The sequence below is a fragment of the Flavobacterium crocinum genome (assembly GCF_003122385.1).
Lineage (GTDB): Bacteria > Bacteroidota > Bacteroidia > Flavobacteriales > Flavobacteriaceae > Flavobacterium > Flavobacterium crocinum.
In genome coordinates this window covers 5,574,170-5,593,014 of sequence record NZ_CP029255.1, presented here as the reverse complement: position 1 = coordinate 5,593,014, position 18,845 = coordinate 5,574,170, and the positions used below count along the sequence as shown (strand labels likewise).

At 35.4% G+C, this 18,845-nt stretch carries 15 protein-coding genes; 13 read left to right on the top strand and 2 right to left on the bottom strand.

Translation table 11 applies throughout. From position 1 onward, the window contains the following. Positions 1-48 precede the first annotated feature (48 nt). Positions 49-2,094, top strand: coding sequence for a protein-disulfide reductase DsbD family protein (locus HYN56_RS23675; RefSeq protein WP_109194459.1), 2,046 nt, complete (start codon positions 49-51; stop codon positions 2,092-2,094). A gap of 87 nt (positions 2,095-2,181) precedes the next feature. Here the strand turns inward: HYN56_RS23675 and HYN56_RS23670 are convergent, their stop codons facing one another. Further along, entirely contained in the window at positions 2,182-2,640 is a 459-nt protein-coding gene (locus HYN56_RS23670) for a DUF1810 domain-containing protein (protein ID WP_109194458.1), read from the bottom strand. A 360-nt stretch (positions 2,641-3,000) separates the two neighbouring features. Between HYN56_RS23670 and HYN56_RS23665 the strand changes: the two genes are divergently transcribed. From HYN56_RS23665 to metQ, 11 genes are all read left to right on the top strand, one after another. Then, positions 3,001-3,405, top strand: coding sequence for a hypothetical protein (locus HYN56_RS23665; protein WP_109194457.1), 405 nt, complete (start codon positions 3,001-3,003; stop codon positions 3,403-3,405). 101 nt (positions 3,406-3,506) lie between these two features. Then, a complete protein-coding gene (locus HYN56_RS23660; RefSeq protein ID WP_109194456.1) occupies positions 3,507-5,162 on the top strand; it encodes a peptidase domain-containing ABC transporter in 1,656 nt (551 codons plus the stop codon). A 2-nt stretch (positions 5,163-5,164) separates the two neighbouring features. Continuing rightward, complete coding sequence (locus HYN56_RS23655) at positions 5,165-6,517, top strand: HlyD family secretion protein (protein WP_109194455.1); 1,353 nt, start codon at positions 5,165-5,167, stop codon at positions 6,515-6,517. A gap of 1 nt (position 6,518) precedes the next feature. Further along, positions 6,519-7,916, top strand: coding sequence for a TolC family protein (locus HYN56_RS23650; protein WP_109194914.1), 1,398 nt, complete (start codon positions 6,519-6,521; stop codon positions 7,914-7,916). Positions 7,917-8,134: 218 nt separating this feature from the next. Continuing rightward, positions 8,135-8,938: a DUF2490 domain-containing protein gene (locus tag HYN56_RS23645; RefSeq protein ID WP_240622625.1), complete on the top strand. Its 804-nt coding sequence runs from the start codon at positions 8,135-8,137 to the stop codon at positions 8,936-8,938. Positions 8,939-9,069: 131 nt separating this feature from the next. Continuing rightward, positions 9,070-10,188 carry an N-acetylglucosamine-6-phosphate deacetylase gene (gene nagA, locus HYN56_RS23640; RefSeq protein ID WP_109194453.1) on the top strand — a complete coding sequence of 373 codons (1,119 nt, stop codon included), beginning with the start codon at positions 9,070-9,072 and terminating at the stop codon, positions 10,186-10,188. A 189-nt stretch (positions 10,189-10,377) separates the two neighbouring features. Continuing rightward, positions 10,378-11,592, top strand: a complete 1,215-nt coding sequence (locus HYN56_RS23635) for a hypothetical protein (protein WP_109194452.1) — start codon at positions 10,378-10,380, stop codon at positions 11,590-11,592. 14 nt (positions 11,593-11,606) lie between these two features. Further along, positions 11,607-12,611, top strand: coding sequence for an NHL repeat-containing protein (locus HYN56_RS23630; protein WP_240622624.1), 1,005 nt, complete (start codon positions 11,607-11,609; stop codon positions 12,609-12,611). 382 nt (positions 12,612-12,993) lie between these two features. After that, positions 12,994-14,025: a methionine ABC transporter ATP-binding protein MetN gene (gene metN / locus HYN56_RS23625; RefSeq protein ID WP_109194450.1), complete on the top strand. Its 1,032-nt coding sequence runs from the start codon at positions 12,994-12,996 to the stop codon at positions 14,023-14,025. After that, positions 14,018-14,671 (top strand): methionine ABC transporter permease MetI, encoded by a 654-nt coding sequence (locus HYN56_RS23620; RefSeq protein ID WP_109194449.1) that lies wholly within the window; start codon positions 14,018-14,020, stop codon positions 14,669-14,671. Before metN ends, HYN56_RS23620 begins: the two co-directional genes overlap by 8 nt. 41 nt (positions 14,672-14,712) lie before the next feature. Beyond that, positions 14,713-15,525, top strand: a complete 813-nt coding sequence (gene metQ / locus HYN56_RS23615; protein ID WP_109194448.1) for a methionine ABC transporter substrate-binding lipoprotein MetQ — start codon at positions 14,713-14,715, stop codon at positions 15,523-15,525. 201 nt (positions 15,526-15,726) lie between these two features. On the opposite strand, the gene HYN56_RS23610 is transcribed toward metQ, so the two are convergent. After that, positions 15,727-16,209 carry a hypothetical protein gene (locus tag HYN56_RS23610; RefSeq protein ID WP_109194447.1) on the bottom strand — a complete coding sequence of 161 codons (483 nt, stop codon included), beginning with the start codon at positions 16,207-16,209 and terminating at the stop codon, positions 15,727-15,729. Positions 16,210-16,411: 202 nt separating this feature from the next. On the opposite strand from HYN56_RS23610, the gene HYN56_RS23605 reads away from it, so the two are divergent. Next, positions 16,412-18,841 carry an arylsulfatase gene (locus HYN56_RS23605; RefSeq protein ID WP_109194446.1) on the top strand — a complete coding sequence of 810 codons (2,430 nt, stop codon included), beginning with the start codon at positions 16,412-16,414 and terminating at the stop codon, positions 18,839-18,841. Positions 18,842-18,845: the final 4 nt, after the last annotated feature.

Sequence of the window (18,845 nt, the reverse complement as noted above, 5' to 3'; positions counted from 1 at the left end):
AGAGGGTTGTTTTGGCAATTCAACCCTCTTTTTAAAAAATTTTATCCCATGAAAAAGAATATATTTTTACTGGTCTTTTTCCTGCAGTTTTCCATATTAGTAAAAGCTCAGATCTATAATCCCATAAAATGGAAAACCAGTGTCGGGAAAATTTCAGACACTGAATATGAATTACAGGCAAAGGCCATAATAGAATCGGGATGGCATTTATACAGTCAGGAAGTTGCAGACGGAGGTCCGATTCCAACTCACTTTAATTTTATTAAAAGTGCCGATTATCAATTAATTGATAATGTAAAAGAAGAAAAAGGAAAAACAATCAATGATCCTGTTTTTAAAATGCAGATCAGGTTTTTCGAAAAAGAAACTACTTTTAGACAGCGTATTAAGATACTTTCATCAAAACCATTCAAAATCATTTCAGAAGTGGAGTTTATGGTTTGTAATGACGAAAACTGTCTGCCGCCCAGTTCAGATGAATTGGAGTTTAATTTAAGTCCATCCGCGAAAGCGAAAACTTTAATCGAAACAGCTGTTAAGGAAGAAATTGAAGTTAAAACAATTGATACTTCAGCTGTTGCCCCAAAAGAAGAAATGTCTGAAAATGTTTCGGTTCAAACTGTTGAAACGCCAAAAGAAGTTATAAAAACAGTGAAGCCTGAAACAAAATCCAGAAGTTTATGGACGATATTTATCTTATCTTTTTTATCAGGATTTGCAGCGCTTTTAACACCGTGCGTTTTTCCAATGATTCCAATGACTGTGAGTTTTTTTACAAAACAAAGTAAGACAAAATCTCAGGGAATTAGAAAGGCTGTTTTTTACGGAATTTCGATTATTGCAATTTATATTTTTTTAGGAGCTGTTGTAGCCTGGGTTTTCGGGGCAGATTCGCTGAATGCACTTTCTACAAATGTTTGGTTTAATCTGATCTTTTTTGTTTTACTAATGATTTTTGCTTTTTCATTTTTAGGAGCGTTCGAAATCATGCTTCCCAATGCCTGGGTAAACAAAGTCGATACGCAGGCAGATAAAGGCGGAATTATCGGAATATTATTTATGGCTCTGGCTTTGGCCATTGTGTCATTTTCTTGTACCGGACCAATTGTTGGTACATTATTAGTCGAAGCTGCTTCACGCGGAGGAATCGCGCCTTTTGTTGGGATGTTTGGCTTTTCTCTGGCTTTGGCTTTGCCATTTACTTTGTTTGCCGCTTTTCCGGGCTGGTTGAATTCGCTTCCTAAATCGGGTGGCTGGCTGAATTCGGTTAAAGTTTTTTTAGGATTTTTAGAAATGGCTTTGGCTTTTAAATTCCTTTCCAATGCCGATTTGGTTTTACAATTACACTTACTGGAAAGAGAAGCATTCCTGGCGATTTGGATTGCCATTTTCGGGACACTCTCTTTTTACTTATTTGGAAAAATACAATTACCGCACGATTCGCCAATTTCAAATATCAGCGTTGGAAGACTTGGATTGGGAGTTGTGGTTTTGGCTTTTACGATTTATCTGATTCCGGGAATATGGGGTGCACCACTGAAAATGATTAGTGGTTTTCCTCCGCCAATGCATTACAGCGAAATCCCGAATGGATTCAATAATTCAGGTTCTAAGGAAATCACCTCAAATCTGCCGGAAGGAGCAGAGCTTGGGTCGCATAATATTATGGCTTTTACCGATTATGATTTAGGAATGAAATACGCCAAAAAAATAGGAAAACCAGTAATGATTGATTTTACGGGACATGCCTGCGTCAACTGCCGAAAAATGGAAGACAATGTCTGGTCTGATGAAAAGGTGCAGAAAATCCTGAAAGGCGATTTGGTTTTAATTTCCCTTTATGTAGATGATAAAAGAGAATTAAATCCAAAAGAACAAATTACTTCTAAACTAACCGGAAAAAAACTAAAATATATAGGACAAAAATGGAGCGAATTCCAAACCCTTACTTATAAAACCAATGCACAGCCTTTTTATGTTTTGGTAAATCACGAAGGAGAAACGCTGAATGAAACTTCAGCCTACAATCCGGATGTAAAAGATTATTTAAAGTGGCTTGAAAAAGGTGTTTCTAATTTTGAAAAAAGCTCGTAATAGAATTTTTACCTTTATTTTATATTTATTATTGTTGATGGAAAAAAGGGAACGTTTTGAACTGTTCCCTTTTTTATTCTAAGAGTATTAAGAAAGTACTGTCTCTGGCAGGACAACAGTTTTTTGAGTAAAATTTAAAGTCATCTGATCAAGATGTCCGTAGAAAAAAGTATCCAGAACTTCCTGGAATACCGGATGTGCATTTTCTACCTGAACAAACAAACTCATCGAGGAATGCAATTTTCTGGCGTCAAGTTCGCCCAAAATACCTTCAGCAGATTTCTTTTTGAAAGTCAGGAGTAATTTTGAAATTTCAATTAAATGTTTTGCCAAAACCGGGTGATTTAAAAATTCAGTCGCTTCTTTCAAATCCGCTACAGCATAATAATCAGAAAGCGTACTTTTTCCTAATCCTTGTATTTGCGGAAAAATAAACCACATCCAATTGGTTTCTTTTTTTCCTTTCTTAATTTCAGAATAGGCCGTTAAGTACAGCTTGTTTTGGGCATCTAAAAATCGGGTCAAATCATTTTTTGCATAAATCATAGTAAGATCATCTATTAAATGGTTTGTAAATCGGGTTTCTATTTCGGGTAACACTTATCTTAAATTTCGGGATTATACTTCGTCGAATTTTCGATATCCAAAAATAGAATCTAGTCTTCGGGATGAGTTATAGAATTATCATCTGTTGTTATATAATTCCGATAACAATAAAAGTGTAAGAATGCCTTGTTAATTTCTTTGTAAAGTTTTGAACGATTCTAAATTCTAATGTTATTTTAATGTTCTAAAAAAAAATTGGCTCTAACTTGCGCGCTCAGAAAAATTAAGATAATTACCTTAAATCATTGGAGTTTGGAATTCAATTTCACTGATCTAATTTAAATTTTCGCCTTTTAGAGTATGTTGAATAAAATTAAAAATAGCTTTTTATGTAAATGCCTTCAGGTGTTACTGGTCGGCTACTTTTTAATCAGCAGTTTAAACATCTCGAATGGTGTTAGCCGAATCATCAACGCTAATGCAGAAACCTATACCGTAAAAGGGATTACGTGTAATTTTCTGAAAAAAATCTTCAAATGTGACGGTATTCCGGAGGAACTGGACGACTATAAAACAAAAGATACCAAAACAGCCAAATTAGCGAAAGGGATTCCGGCGATGGAATATTTAATTTCTGCGGAATCATTAATGCCTAACCTGTATTTTCTAATCGAACAGAAAGGAAAAAAATATATTGATAATACAAACTTCTCATTTGGTTTTCATGGTAAAATAGATATACCGCCTCCTCGGGTGAATTCATAAATACTTGTTTTTTAGGGATAAGAAGAAAAAATCTTAATCTCGAATGCGGTTTTTGCCGTATATTTATTCTATGTAATAATCTTGTATTTATATCTAAATTCATGACACCATTCAAACGATTTTACAACTTATTGCAGCTTGATAAACGTGATGTATATCAAATTATCTTCTATGCTGCATTCGCAGGTTTAGTAAACCTTTCTCTGCCTTTAGGAATTCAGGCTATTATTAATTTTATTCAAAGCGGACAACTTAGCGTTTCCTGGATTGTTCTGGTAATTCTGGTTACAATAGGAGTTGGATTTGGCGGGGTTTTAACTATTTTACAATTGCGTATTGTAGAAAATCTGCAGCAGCGAATTTTTGTGCGTTCTTCTTTTGAGTTTGCTTACAGAATGCCTTTAATTAAGTTTAAAGAAATGTATACTGAATATGCGCCAGAAAAAGCAAACCGATTCTTTGATACTTTAATGGTGCAGAAAGGAACGGCTAAATTACTGCTTGATTTTTGTACCGCATTTTTACAGGTTGGTCTGGGGATTATTTTATTAGTGCTTTACCATTCTTTCTTTATGGTAATCGGACTTCTTTTCATTGTTATTCTATGGGTCATTTTTAAATTTTCGTATAAAGATGGTTTAGAAACCAGTTTGAACGAATCAAAATTTAAATATAAAGTGGCGGCATGGCTTCAGGAAATTGCACGCAATCGTGAAAGTTTTCGCAAGAAAGCAGCATTTGATTATGCCTTGGACAGAAATGACGGCTATGTAAGCAGCTATGTAAATTACCGTGAAAAGCACTTTCAGGTAATGAAAAAACAATATATACAGCTGACTATTTTTAAAGTTATTGTTACTGCTGCCTTATTGTCAATCGGTGGTTTTCTGGTAATTCACCACCAAATGAACATAGGGCAGTTCGTAGCAGCTGAAATCGTAATTGTATTGTTAATCAATTCGGTAGAAAAAATCATTTTCGGATTAGAATCTTTTTACGATGTATTGACTTCAGTTGAAAAAATTGGTCAGGTAACGGATATGGAAATTTCATGTATTCCGGAGACTTCTGGAAAAACAGAAAAAGGAATCAACATTGAAACCGAAAGCATCAATTACAATTATCCGGATCACAACAAAAAGTCGCTTAAGAATATTAACCTGAAAATTTCTCAGGGAGAAAAAATCATTCTTACCGGTACCAACGGAGCCGGAAAAAGTACTTTACTTAGACTTCTGTCCGGAGTTTTAGAGCCGGAAAGCGGTGCGATGTATGTGACAGACAATTACATGAATCGTTTAAGCGAAGATACATACAGAGCTCAGGCTGGAACTTTCCTTCAGGGCGATACCTTATTTGCAGGAACAATTCGTGAAAACATTGTTTTTGGAAATGAAACTTTAAACAGCGACGATTTAAAATGGGCTTTAGATAATGTAGGACTTACGCCTTACATCAAAACTTTCGAGAATGGATTAGAAAATCAAATTCATCCGGGAGGACGTGAACTTTCTGCTTCTGATGTGCAAAAAATTCTTTTGGCCAGAAGTATTGTGGGTAAACCAAATATCTTATTCTTAGAAGATCCAGTGGATAAAATGGACGAATTGACTTCGAATAAAATTGTTGATTTTTTACTTTCCGAAGAAAATGACTGGACGGTAATTGTAACTTCTAAAAATGATATCTGGAAGAGCAAATGCAGTCGTATGATCACGATTGATGACGGAAAAATTATTAACGACATAAAGCTTTAATCATGCTCAATATATCTAAAGATAATAACGTACTTATAACTCCGGGCCAATACAAATCAATTACAAGTGTTGCCCGAAGACCACATTATAAAATTTTAAACAGAGTCATAATCGGATTTCTGATATTCTCCGTCTTATGTCTTTTTCTGCCATGGACACAGAATATTTCGGGAAGTGGTTCTGTTACGACTTTAAAACCAGATCAAAGACCACAGACCGTGCACACTGCCATTGCCGGACGAATTGAAAAATGGTTTGTAAAAGAAGGAGATTATGTCAAAAAAGGAGATACAATCCTTTTTATTTCGGAGATCAAGGAAGATTATCTGGATCCAAATTTGGTTGGAAATACCAAACAACAAGTTGATGCTAAAAAAATGGCTGTTGAATCGTACGGCGATAAAGTCAACTCTCTTGATGTTCAGGCGCAGTCTCTGAATACTGAAAGACAATTGAAATTGGAACAAGCGGGAAATAAAATAAGACAAGCAAGACTGAAAATAAAAAGCGACAGTATGGATTTGGTTGCGGTAAGAACGCAGCTCCGAATTGCACAGACACAATTTGATCGTTCGACAGCTTTAAATAAAGAAGGCCTAAAGCCAATGACAGATGTCGAGCAGAAAAGATTAAAACTGCAGGAATCTGAAGCGTATATTATTACGCAGGAAAATAAATTATTGAGCAGCAGAAACGAATTGATCAATGCGAAAGTGGAGATCAATAGAATTACGGCTGAATATGCGGAAAAAATTTCAAAATCCAGAAGTGATAAGTTTACCGCATTAAGTACGCAATACGATACAGAAGCTCAGGTAAATAAATTAGAAAACCAGTATACGAACTACAGATTAAGAAACGGTTTGTATTACATTACAGCACCACAAAGCGGTTATGTAAACCGTGCTTTATTAGCAGGTCTTGGAGAAACGATAAAAGAAGGAACTCCAGTAGTAAGTATCATGCCTTCTAGTTATGATATTGCGGTAGAAACCTATGTAGATCCTATCGATTTACCGTTAGTACATCGTGGTGCAAAGGTTCGTGTTTGGTTTGACGGATGGCCACGAATTGTATTTTCCGGCTGGCCGGGATTATCTTACGGAACTTACGGTGGTAAAGTGGTTGCAATTGAAAACTTTATCAGTTCGAATGGGAAATACCGAATTTTAGTTTCGCCGGATGGAGAAGATCGCCACTGGCCAAAAGAACTAAGTATTGGTGCCGGTGCGCAAAGTATTGCATTGCTGGAAACCGTTTCGGTATGGTATGAGATTTGGCGAAACTTAAATGGTTTCCCACCAAATTATTATAATTCAGGAGAAAAAGAAGCAAAAGGAAAGGAGAAAAAGTAAAATGAGAAATCTTGTAAAATTGTTTTCTTTCTTATTTCTGTTGAGTTTTTCTTCGCTTCAAAGTCAGAACTTTAATGAAGAAGAGCTAAGTTTCAGTGAGTTTTTAGGATATGTCAAAAAATATCATCCGCTCGTAAAACAAGCCAATCTTGAAGTGACCAATGCGCAGGCTAAATTGATGGCAGCGCGTGGTGGATTTGATCCAAAAATTGAAGTAGATTACAATAAGAAAGAATTTAAAGGAACAGAATATTATTCGTTATTAAACAGCAGTTTCAAAATTCCAACTTGGTACGGAGTAGAGATCAAAGCAGGTTTTGACGATACAGACGGACAATATTACAATCCGCAGAATCGTACGCCGGAAGCTGGTTTAGCTTCGCTTGGAATTACTGTTGCCTTAGGTCAGGGAATGTTTATCAATCAGCGTATGGCTGATGTGAGAGAAGGAAAACTGAACATAAAACTAAGTGACGCACAGCGAAAACTAAGAGCTATTGAAGTTTTGTATCAGGCAAGCGAAGCGTATTTTGAGTGGAGAAGAAGTTACAATGAAGCTGAATTGTATAGAAATTATTTAGGTTTTGCCAGCACTCGTTTTCAAGGGGTTAAAAAACTTATTGACGCAGGGGATGGTGCTGCAATTGACAGTGTTGAAGCTAAAATTACGGTTAGAAACAGAGAATTGAACGTTGAAAACGGAAATTTGAAATTAGCAAAAGCGAAACTCAAACTGGCTAATTTTTTATGGATTGAAAATGTTCCGGTTGAACTAGGTGATTTAGTAAAGCCAGAGCAGAATTTAATTCAGACAATCGAAGAAACTTTAAGAACAGATGCCATGATGGTAGAAATGGAGTCTTTGGATTCGCACCCAAAAATTCAGTCTCTTGAAACCAAAATGGATATTTTGGAAGTAAACAGACAGCTGAAAGCCAATTCGCTTCTGCCAAAAGTTAATGTTGGTTACAATTATATTTCAGATCCAAATTATTGGAATACATTCAATGCCGATGATTATAAATTCAATATCGATTTCAGCTTTCCAATTTTCTTAAGAAAAGAAAGAGGAAACTTAAAAATGGCAAAATTAAAGATTCAGGATTTACAGTTTGATATTGGTCAGCAGCGTTTAGAACTTAAAAATAAAATCAAAGCACAGCAGACCGAAATTGCTTCTTTACGAAGACAAAAAATCGTAATTGATAATTTGGTGACGGATTATATGACGATGCTAAACTCAGAAGAAAAACTATTCTCATTTGGAGAAAGTTCTATTTTCTTAATCAATTCAAGAGAGAATAATCTGGTAAGCGCTAAATTATCTCAGATTGGTTTAGAAAACCAGTTTTATCTATCGAATGCAGAGTTGTATAAAATCCTGGCAAATCCGGATTAATTATAAAAAGATATGCAGTCCGTACCTGTCTGCATAATATTAATTTTCAGAGTTTATTTTTTTTAAAGCTTCAGATTCATCTGAAGCTTTTTTTATGCAATACAGTTTAAAGATGGTTTCATTTTATAAGATGAAACCGTTTTTTTTCATAGTGATCTGCTTCTTTATTTAAATTTGATGTGCTTTTTTTCTTAATCAGAACTTTAACAATGAGCGCTATGAATTTATTTAAAAGAAGTTTGATTTTGTTTGGGTTCATTATGCTGACACAGTTTTTAAGGGCGCAGGACGCTCCTTATTCAATTGGGTTTATTCCGGCTTCTATTGAAGAAGTAGATGTAGCTTTTCCATTAGTCGAAAAATGGCATCTCAGCGGTCAGGTCGATGTGCAGTTAGTTACACAAGGAGCTTACACAAACGACAATCCGTTTGAATACACACAGCGAAAAGTAATAAGACCCTGGCTAATGTATTCTGGTTTTAAAAATTTAAAATTATGGCTCGGATATGCACACAATCAGAAATATGCAGTCGAAGAAGCTGGAAATTATAAAACCTTAGAAAACAGATTGATTATAATGGGAACACTTTCTCAGGATATGCCCAAAGGATCTATTTTTGAACAGCTGCGTTTTGAAACCAAATTTTTTGATGACCGAAACGGAAATCATCAGACCATTCCCAGATTAAGAGCACGTTTTGGAGTCAATCATTTTTTAAGACAGGACAAAGAAAAAACCATTTTTCTGGCGCCTAATATTGGTTACTACACAGAATTAATGCTCAAATTTGCTTCTAAAGATTACGCTGATGAACATTTTGATATTTTTAGATTGTCCGTTTATTATAGTGCCGGAATTACGAAAAATATTCATTTTCTGGCAGGTATAATTGGTCAAATGCAGCTTCGTACCAACGGAACACAGTTTGATGTTTATTATGGCCCAATGTTTTCTCTCAAATACAGCGTTAAACCAAAAGAACGCGAAACATTTGATAGCGTCGATGGTGGAGCAGATTAAACTTTACTGTTTTGATTTTTTTAAGAAATCTAAATAAAGTCATAAATTATTTGGTTAATACTGAGAATTAATTCACTCTTCCATATTACATTTGGGAAAAGAAATAATCCGCAATAAAGAAAGATTAAAACATGAAAGAGGCAATTGTAAATGCTGTTGTGCACACAGGCGACGAAATAATTGAAAATGGAGTTGTAATTATAGAAAACGGAAAAATTATTTCGGTGCAGAAAGAAATCCCAAAAGATATGGAACAAATTGATTTGGGAGGAAATCATCTTTCGGCAGGATTTATAGATATTCAGATTAATGGCGGCGAAAAACTTTATTTCAGTCAGACTCCAAACGAAGAAACGATTCAGGATATTTATGACGCCAGTTTAAAATACGGCACAACACATGTTTTACCTTGTTTGATCTCTTCTTCAAAAGAGACCATTTTAGCGGGAATTGAAGCCATTCGTGATTATATGAAAAAGCACAATAATGGCGTGATCGGAATGCATTTGGAAGGACCCTTTTTAAATCCGTTAAGACGTGGTGCGCACAGCATTGATCAGGTTCGAAAACCGACCGATGAGGAATTGGAAGAAATTATCGAAAAAGGAAAAGATATCATCAAAGTAATTACAATTGCGCCTGAATGTTTTACAGAAGAACAATTAAATAAACTGATCGATAGTGGTTTTACAATCTCTATCGGTCACTCTACAATTACGCACAAAGAAGCGCAGCCCTATTTTGCAAAAGGAATTAATCTGGTAACGCATTTGTTTAATGCTATGACACAGTTTGGACATCGTGAACCAGGTTTGGTTGGAGCCGTTTTTGAAAATGAAGAAGTTTATGCTCCGGTTATTCTGGATGGCGCCCATTGCGATTATGCTGCAGCAAAAGTGGCATACAAATTAAAAAAAGATAAATTTTTTCTAATTAGCGATGCGACTTTTTTAGGGCGAAAAGTTGCCAATTTTAAATGGGATAATTTTGATGCTCATTTGGAAAATGGCTTTTATAGAAATGAAGATGGCAATCTGGCGGGAGCTACAATATCAATGACAGAAGCAGTACAAAATGCTTATAATCATCTTCATGTTTCTGCCGATGAAGCAATAAAAATGGCAACAACAAGAGTTGCAGCCGCAATTGGAATGCAGGATAAAATTGGAAAAATTCAATCGGGCTTTCCGGCAAGCTTTGTTAAATTCAATACAGATTTAAGCGAAATAGAAACGCTTAATTTTGCATAAACTTCAATTATAACGGACTTGATTGCCAACTGATAATCAAGTCCGAAATATACTTTTAAATATATTAAATTATTAAAAAACCTACTTTTAATACATTTTACTTCTGTATTTTTCTTTCAATAAACTTGTTTTTAAAAAGCATATTGATAGTTTTGCAGACAATTTAACCCCAAACCTACTTACTTAGCGATGAGAAAAAAAACTCACTATGTTGTACTTGTTATTCTTTCAGGTATAATTTTCGGCTGCAGTGACGATGCTGATTCTTACAAGCCCAATTATTTGCCTAGTATAGATGCTACTACTTTACCAGCAGGAAATCATCCCATGACAATGTTTGAAGATAATGAAGATCCTGCAAGAATGTATGATAAAACCGATCGCTGGTTTAGAGTAAACGAACCACTTCAGGTGATTCAAAAAGGAAAAGATTCTGTACAAGTATCACTTTATTCTCCAGTTGGACTTTCTGATGTAAAAGTGTATGCAAAACTGCCGAATTACGATAAACGCTTCCTGATTTATAGTTTTTCAAAAGTGCCCGCATTTCATCGTTCGTTTCATAAATTACCTTTGACAGAAAAGAAAAACGATTATTTATTAGAAACAGGAAATACAGTTACAATCGACAAAATTGAAGGATTTTCTTCCGGAGCAATTCAATTTTCAGTAGAATCGGATGATCCGTTATTTCAAAAATTCAAAAAGATTAAATCAACACATTTAATTCAGTTTCACGATGGCTATCATATTAATGAATTAGGGAAATTTTTGCCAATGAATCCCGTTTTGGCAAAAGAAGCCATTACAATGATCATTAATTATTCATACGCTTTAAGTCATCCTTTGTATTACAGCACATTCACCAATTTTGATAAATACAAGCAAGAACAAGCTGCAACAGCAGGAACAGGGATAAATGGTGCTTTAAACTGGCACGGAAATGCCGATGATGTTGACGGTGTTTACGATTATTATTCTAAAGAAGAAACCGAAAAAATTTACTGGAATTACCTTGATAAGAGAACCGTTTGGATGGCAATGGTTGGAGGAGATTCTGCCTGGGGCGGCGGAAATCTGGCCTCACAATGGGAATCAGGTTATGTAACCGGGCATTGGGTTGGAGAAATGTCTGTTTGGTCGCATGAGTATTCGCATCATATTGGTTTCAGTCACAGCAGTAATTTGGCCAATAGCGGAGAAGGTGGAGGCCAACAAGGAATGCTTACGGATTTGTACAAGTATTTAATTTATCTGAATGATCTTCCGTTTTTAGATCCGGACATTTTAAAAACTTACTCTAAAACCAATTATTTGAACGGAACTTACAAAAAACCGGTATTTAACATTAATCCGAAAAATCCATTTTTGCTAAAATATAAAGGCGAAGGAAAATGGAACTAAAATATAAAACATCTATGAAACATATTTTGCCCTTAATCCTTGTGCTTTGCCTTTTTACCAATTGCAGCAAAGACGATCTGGCCTCTAAAGATTATACCTACTATTATCCAACTGAAGAAGCAACACTGACAGCACAAAATATTCCGGGAAGCACAGAAGTATTTGACCCTAAAGGAATCGCGATTTCAAATGAAAAACTATATGTAGTGAATGGAAATGTGCTGGAAGTTTTTAATGCCATTACTTTTGCGCATATCAAAACGATTAAAGAATATACAAAAGGAACAACGACAATTCCGTTGACAAGTCTAACTTCGGTTGCGGTTGATAACGGACGTATTTATGTCGGAAGTACAGAATCCAGATTATTTATTTTTGATGAAAATACAAATGCAGGAATCAGTACAGTTGGAAACGGGCAATGGTGGCAGACTTTTGTGCATGTTTTTGGCGTTGCTGTAAAAGACGGATTGATATTCGTAAAAGAAAAAGAAAAAAGCATCAAAGTATTTGAAACTTCTCAGATTACCGAAACAAGCAATTGGAATTTAGAACCAATTGCCAAATTAAATACTTTAAACGGATACACAGAAGTATATTCACTGGATGTCTATAACGGAAATCTGGTGGTAGCAGGAAGAGATGCAAAAAGCTATTTGTTCTACAATATTGAAAATATTAAAGCCAATGCCGCGAAATCATTAACAACACCAATTGAGCCAGAAAAAGTACAATTTGTAGACATAAAGCCAATTGCAATTTCTTTTGGTAAAGACTGGGCAGTTACATCAGAAAATGTTGGAAGCGCTTCTTTTTTAAGATTGTATCCAAAAGGCGAGTTTATCAAACAGCATTACAAAGCTGTTCTTAATGCGTCGGATGTTTTAGGACAAAATGCATTTGGAACTATTGTTGGAACAGCACAGCTTAACGATCGCATTTTTTTATCGGATAACACGAATAAGAAAATCAGAATTCTAAAACTGAATAAATCTACAATCTCGGAACAGAATAATTAAATTCCAAGTTTCAAACTCCAAACTCCAAACTCCAAATTCCAAATTCCAAATTCCAATCCTGATGCCTCGGGCCAAATTGGAATTTGGAATTTTTTATTTGGAATTTATTTAAGGTTTGTTTGAATTTTAAAAAGCCTATTAGATTGATAGGGAAATAAAAGTTTTGATGATTTTTGCATTAAAATTGAAAATAACTATTTAAATTTGCAACGCCAATGAAAAATAACAACCAGAATATGAAGAATTATTATAGCAGCAATATGATGTGCTGTGATGCTGCTATGGAATTGACTGATCTGGCTTATATATAAAATGATATAATTTATTTGAAAAAGCCTTTCATGAATAGTTGAAAGGCTTTTTTGTTTTTAAATCTTAATGAATGATTGAATTAAAAAATGTAACCAAAACTTTTCATCAGAAAGACAGAATTGTTGCTGCTTTGTCTGATGTTTCGCTTAGCGTTCCTTCGGGAAAGATTTTTGGTGTAATCGGAACTTCGGGTGCTGGAAAAAGTACTTTAATCCGTTGTGTGAATTTATTGGAAAGACCTACTTCAGGAGAAATTATTGTAGACGGGAAAGCTTTAATGCAATTATCGAATTCTGAATTGGCTAAAGAAAGAAGACAAATCGGAATGATTTTTCAGCATTTTAACCTGCTTTCTTCCAGAACGGTTTTTGATAATGTTGCTTTTCCGTTGGAACTAGCAGGAACTTCAAAAACAGAAATAAAAACAAGAGTTTTAGAATTGCTTCAATTAGTTGGGTTAGCAGAAAAAGCAAACGATTATCCGGCGAGTCTTTCGGGCGGACAAAAGCAAAGAGTGGCAATTGCCAGAACTTTAGCCAATAATCCAAAAGTGCTTTTATGCGACGAAGCTACAAGTGCACTGGATCCTGCTACAACACGATCTATTTTGAATCTGTTGAAAGACATTAACAAACGTCTTAATATTACCGTTTTACTGATTACACACCAAATGGAAGTAGTAAAATCGATTTGTGATGAAGTTGCCGTTATCAGTCACGGAAAATTAATAGAGCAGGGAAGTGTAGGCGAAATCTTTGCAGATCCAAAACATGAATTGACAAGAGAGTTTATTTCTTCTTCACTTCATATTGAAATTCCGTCTGTTTATCAGGAAAAATTACAAAAAGAAGATAACGGAAATCTGAATCCGTTATTGAAACTGGAAATGACCGGAAGATCGGTTAACGAACCCGTTATCTCAGAAGTTTCAAGACTTTTTGATACCGATTTCAAAATCGTAAGCGCACAAATGGATCAGGCAGGCGAAGTTAATTTTGGTGTAATGCTGATTGAACTTTCAGGCAAACGCGAAAACTACGATGCGGCAATTCAATATTTTAATTCAAAACACATTAAAACAGAAATTTTAGGTTATGTCTGATTCTCTTATAGATTTATTGTTAAAAGGAACATGGGAAACCATTGTAATGACTTTTGTATCGGGCTTTTTTGGTTTTTTAATTGGACTTCCAACAGGAATTTTATTGTTTCTGACTCGTAAAAATCAAATTTTAGATCAGCCTGTTTTAAATAGGACTTTATCGGTTTTGGTAAACGTTTTTCGTTCAATTCCATTCATTATTTTAATTGTCTGGATGATTCCGTTTACACGTGCCATTGTTGGAACTTCAATTGGAGTAAGTGCCGCTTTGGTTCCGTTAAGTATTGGTGCAGCGCCATTTATTGCCCGATTGGTAGAAAACAGTTTGTTAAGTCTTCCATCAGGATTAATTGAAGCGGCAAGAGCATTGGGTGCAACGCCATTTCAAATCGTTTACAAAGTATTATTGCCGGAAGCACTGCCGTCATTAATCAATGCAGCTTCGATTACTTTAATTACACTTGTAGGTTATTCTGCAATGGGCGGAGCAGTTGGAGCTGGCGGACTTGGACAAGTGGGGTATCAATACGGATATATTGGGTATGATGCTGTGACCATGAATTCGGTTTTAGCTTTATTGGTGCTTTTAGTATTCCTGATACAGTTTGTGGGAGACCGATTATCAAAACGATTTGACCACCGATAATCAATTAAAAATTTAGAATTAAAAATTAAAAAATAGCAATTATGAAATTAAATATTTTGAAAACTGCAGGAGTTTTGGCCTTGGCGCTTGTGTTGTCAAACTGCGGAAAAAGTAAAAACAATGATCCTCATTTTATAAAAGTGGGTGTGGCTTCTGGGCCGGAATTGAAAGTGGCGGAGGCAGCAAAAAAAGTAGCCAAAGAAAAATTCGGTTTAGAAGTAGAATTGGTTTCTTTCAATGATTATGTAATTCCGAATGAAGCTTTAAGTCAGGGAGATATTGATGCCAATGCTTTTCAGCACAAACCATACATGGACGAACAATCTAAACAGCGTGGTTACAAACTGGCTATTATCGGAAAAACATTTGTATATCCGATTGCAGCCTATTCTAAAAAAATCAAAAATCTTTCTGAACTGAAAAACGAAAGTACTGTAATTATTCCGAATGATCCAACAAACGGTGGACGTTCTTTATTGCTTTTACAAAAGAATGGTTTATTGAAATTGAAAGATGGCGTTGGTTTATTACCAAAAGTAACCGACATTGTTAGTAATCCAAAGAATTTAAAAATTTTAGAATTAGAAGCACCGCAATTGCCTAGAGCTTTGGACGATGAAAATGTTTCTATTGCGATTATCAATAATACTTTTGCTTCTGCTGCAGGATTGGTTCCTTCTCGTGATGCTTTATTTGTGGAAGATAAAGAATCTCCATATGTAAATTTGGTCGTAAGCCGTGAAGACAATAAAAATGATGAAAAAGTAAAACAGTTTTTACAGGCTTTTCAGTCTCCAGAAGTAGAGAAAGCTGCTGAACAGGAATTTAAAGGTGGCGCTGTAAAGGGCTGGTAACAATTAAGATTATCTTTGGGGTGAAATTTTTAAACACATAGAAACATAGGTTTTTTGTTTTGCGAAAGAAAAAAGAAAGAAACTAGTTTCTAACACATAGGTGAATTATATCTTAAAAAAAACAGGGCTGTTTCTTTTTGAAACAGCCCTGTTTTTGTCTGGAAAGGACATCAATATTTTGTGTTTTTCTTTTATTGTCTCTTAAAAAATGATATGATTATTGACAACAATTGAAAGAATCTCTGATATAGAATTAAATGAAGCCACTACGAGAGCGAAAAAAATATGGGCAAAGAACAGCTGAATATAACAACCATTAAAATCAATTGGGGCTCGATATCTGGTTATTTTAAATATAAATATCCAGCTGAATATACCTATTGCACCGCTTGTAACGCCTAATATAAGGGTACTTAACAGCGTAAGAGGCAAAATGTTCTCTACCCACATAATATGATATCCCATAACAAAAAGGAAACCAATAATATAATGCATCAGCCATCCCCATTTTTCCTGATAACTTTGCGAATGATTGATGTTTGTTCTTTCTAATGCAAAACTTAAAAGAACTGGCTCTCTGTACAATTCTCTAAAACTTCCTGACATGGCATAACTAAACCAGGTCATTGCAGATGTCGCGCCAATTGAAATTAAAAGTAGTTCTATAATTACATAAACATCCATAAAATTCTTATTAAATCGAAACTCTATTCCAAAGTTAATTTCAATATATTTTATTTTGTTATAAGATTTTAACTAGTAATTATATAATTTTCATTGTTTAAAGTAAAAACTGGTTTCATTTTGTAAAATGAAACATCTTCACAAGATTTTGATTTATAGTAAGTTGTAATTTAGTCTGTCATATAAATAAAAGCAACAGACTATGAAAAGAAATACCACTTTTAAAGCTGTTTTGAGTTTTATACAAAACAGAGTTTGGCTCGTGTTTGTCATTTTTTGCCTCCAGACAGGATTGAGCCAAGAGAACAGTAAATCAGGAACTCCAAAAGTCTTGCCTCAACCTGATTTTCATTTTCCGGGTTACATAGGAAGAACTTATTTAGATTCAGATCCGCCACAGTTTCCACAGCCAGTAAAAGCTCCAAAAGGGGCTCCGAATGTTGTGCTAATTTTATTGGACGATTCAGGATTTGGTCAGTTCAGTACTTTTGGCGGAGGCGTGCCTTCTCCAACAATGGATAAATTGGCGGGAGAAGGAATCCGTTACAATAAATTTCATACAACGGCGCTTTGCAGTCCAACTCGTGCGGCTTTAATAACGGGGAGAAATCATCATTCTGCCACTTTTGGCGTTATTTCTGAAACGGCAACCGGTTACGATGGTTATACTTGTGTGTTGCCAAGAAGTTGTGGCACGATTGGTGAAGTTTTGAAACAAAATGGTTATATGACAGCCTGGATTGGCAAGAATCACAATACTCCACCTTGGGAAACAAGCGATGCAGGTCCTTTTGATCGTTGGGCAAACGGTTTGGGTTTTGAATATTTTTACGGATTTAATGCCGGAGATATGAATCACTGGAATCCTGTTTTGTATGAAAACAGAAATCTGGTTCCTGCTTCAAAAGATCCAAATTATCATATGACAGTCGATCTTGCGGATCATGCTATTTCCTGGGTAAGAAAAGTAAAATCAATAGCACCGGATAAACCTTATTTCTTGTATTTAGCTCCCGGAGCTGCGCATTCTCCGCATCATGCACCTCAGGAATGGATTGATAAATTTAAAGGAAAATTTGATATGGGCTGGGATGCCTACAGAGAACAGGCTTTTGAAAGACAAAAGAAACTGGGAGTCATTCCTGCCAATGCAAAATTAACGGCAAGACCGGAAAGTCTGCCTGCCTGGAGCTCGCTTAATGCAGATCAAAAACGGTTGTATGCCCGAATGATGGAAGTATTTGCGGGATATGCTTCTCATTGTGATTATGAAATGGGAAGAGTGGTTGATGCTGTAAAACAACTCCCTGATGCTGATAATACTATAATTATTTATATAGCCGGAGATAACGGAGCAAGTGCAGAAGGTGGTATAGAAGGTTCTGTAAACGAAAATTTATTCTTTAACGGAATTTCAGAAAAATGGGAGGATAATCTTAAAGCTATAGATGAATTAGGTGGTCCAAAACATTTTAATCATTTTACAGCAGAGTGGGCATGGGCCATGTGTGCGCCTTTTCAATGGACAAAACAGGTTGCAAGTCACTTTGGAGGAACCCGAAACCCGATGATTATTTCCTGGCCGGCAAAAATTAAGGATAAAGGAAGCTTAAGAAGTCAGTTTACACACACTATTGACATTGTGCCAACGTTGTATGAAATTATCGGAATAACTCCTCCGGAAACCCTTAACGGAATCACTCAAAGTCCTATTGAAGGTATCAGTTTTGCTTACACTTTCAGTGATGCAAAAGCTAAAGAAAAACACACGACCCAATATTTTGAATTGGGTGTTAACAGAGGGATTTACCACAATGGCTGGATGGCGTCGGCGTTGTCTTTTGCACCTTGGAACCCAAATCGCGGAGCATTTGATCCTGATAAACAAAAATGGGAATTGTATAAAGTAGATGAAGATTTTACACAGTCCAATGATGTAGCATCCAGTAATCTAACGAAATTGAGAGAAATGCAGGATTTATGGTGGGTTGAAGCCTCGAAATATAATGTACTTCCGTTAGACTGGCGTGCAGTAGAAAGACTTAATGGAGAATTAATGGGAAGACCAACACTTGCAGGAGATGCTACTACTTTTACGTATTATCCTGGACAAGTTGGACTTCCAAATGAAGCTTCTCCACGTATTTTAAACAAATCCTGGTCAATTACAGCAGATCTCGATATTGCTGACAGTAATGTTGAAGGTATGATTGTTACCCATGGCGGTTTAGTTGGTGGTTATGGTTTGTATGTACAAAATGGAAAACCAAGTTTTGTTTATAACAATTTAGCCTTAGAACGTCCGACAATTACAGGAAAAGAGACACTGCCAAAAGGAAAAGTGAAATTGGTGGTCGATTTCAAATATGAAGGAAAAAGCGATGAAAGAGGAAAAGGAGCAACTGTAACAATGTCTGTAAACGGAAAAAAAGTAGCAGAAGAACATTTGGATAGAACAATTCCGATCCAGATTTCGCTTAACGAAGGTTTAGATGTGGGCATGGATGCCGGTTCTCCTGTCGATTTTAATTATAAACTTCCTTTTGAGTTTACTGGAAAAATTGAAAAAGTAACTTATAATCTTGAAGGTACCAAGGAAGCAAAATCAGGAAAATCTGCGAAAGCTAAGTAAAATA

Bases quoted from the DNA above. Each gene is read 5' to 3' on its own strand.
- HYN56_RS23675 (WP_109194459.1), top strand. From the start codon at position 49: ATGAAAAAGAATATATTTTTACTGGTCTTTTTCCTGCAGTTTTCCATA.
- HYN56_RS23670 (WP_109194458.1), bottom strand. From the start codon at position 2,640: ATGATTTATGCAAAAAATGATTTGACCCGATTTTTAGATGCCCAAAAC.
- HYN56_RS23665 (WP_109194457.1), top strand. From the start codon at position 3,001: ATGTTGAATAAAATTAAAAATAGCTTTTTATGTAAATGCCTTCAGGTG.
- HYN56_RS23660 (WP_109194456.1), top strand. From the start codon at position 3,507: ATGACACCATTCAAACGATTTTACAACTTATTGCAGCTTGATAAACGT.
- HYN56_RS23655 (WP_109194455.1), top strand. From the start codon at position 5,165: ATGCTCAATATATCTAAAGATAATAACGTACTTATAACTCCGGGCCAA.
- HYN56_RS23650 (WP_109194914.1), top strand. From the start codon at position 6,519: ATGAGAAATCTTGTAAAATTGTTTTCTTTCTTATTTCTGTTGAGTTTT.
- HYN56_RS23645 (WP_240622625.1), top strand. From the start codon at position 8,135: ATGAATTTATTTAAAAGAAGTTTGATTTTGTTTGGGTTCATTATGCTG.
- nagA (WP_109194453.1), top strand. From the start codon at position 9,070: ATGAAAGAGGCAATTGTAAATGCTGTTGTGCACACAGGCGACGAAATA.
- HYN56_RS23635 (WP_109194452.1), top strand. From the start codon at position 10,378: ATGAGAAAAAAAACTCACTATGTTGTACTTGTTATTCTTTCAGGTATA.
- HYN56_RS23630 (WP_240622624.1), top strand. From the start codon at position 11,607: ATGAAACATATTTTGCCCTTAATCCTTGTGCTTTGCCTTTTTACCAAT.
- metN (WP_109194450.1), top strand. From the start codon at position 12,994: ATGATTGAATTAAAAAATGTAACCAAAACTTTTCATCAGAAAGACAGA.
- HYN56_RS23620 (WP_109194449.1), top strand. From the start codon at position 14,018: ATGTCTGATTCTCTTATAGATTTATTGTTAAAAGGAACATGGGAAACC.
- metQ (WP_109194448.1), top strand. From the start codon at position 14,713: ATGAAATTAAATATTTTGAAAACTGCAGGAGTTTTGGCCTTGGCGCTT.
- HYN56_RS23610 (WP_109194447.1), bottom strand. From the start codon at position 16,209: ATGGATGTTTATGTAATTATAGAACTACTTTTAATTTCAATTGGCGCG.
- HYN56_RS23605 (WP_109194446.1), top strand. From the start codon at position 16,412: ATGAAAAGAAATACCACTTTTAAAGCTGTTTTGAGTTTTATACAAAAC.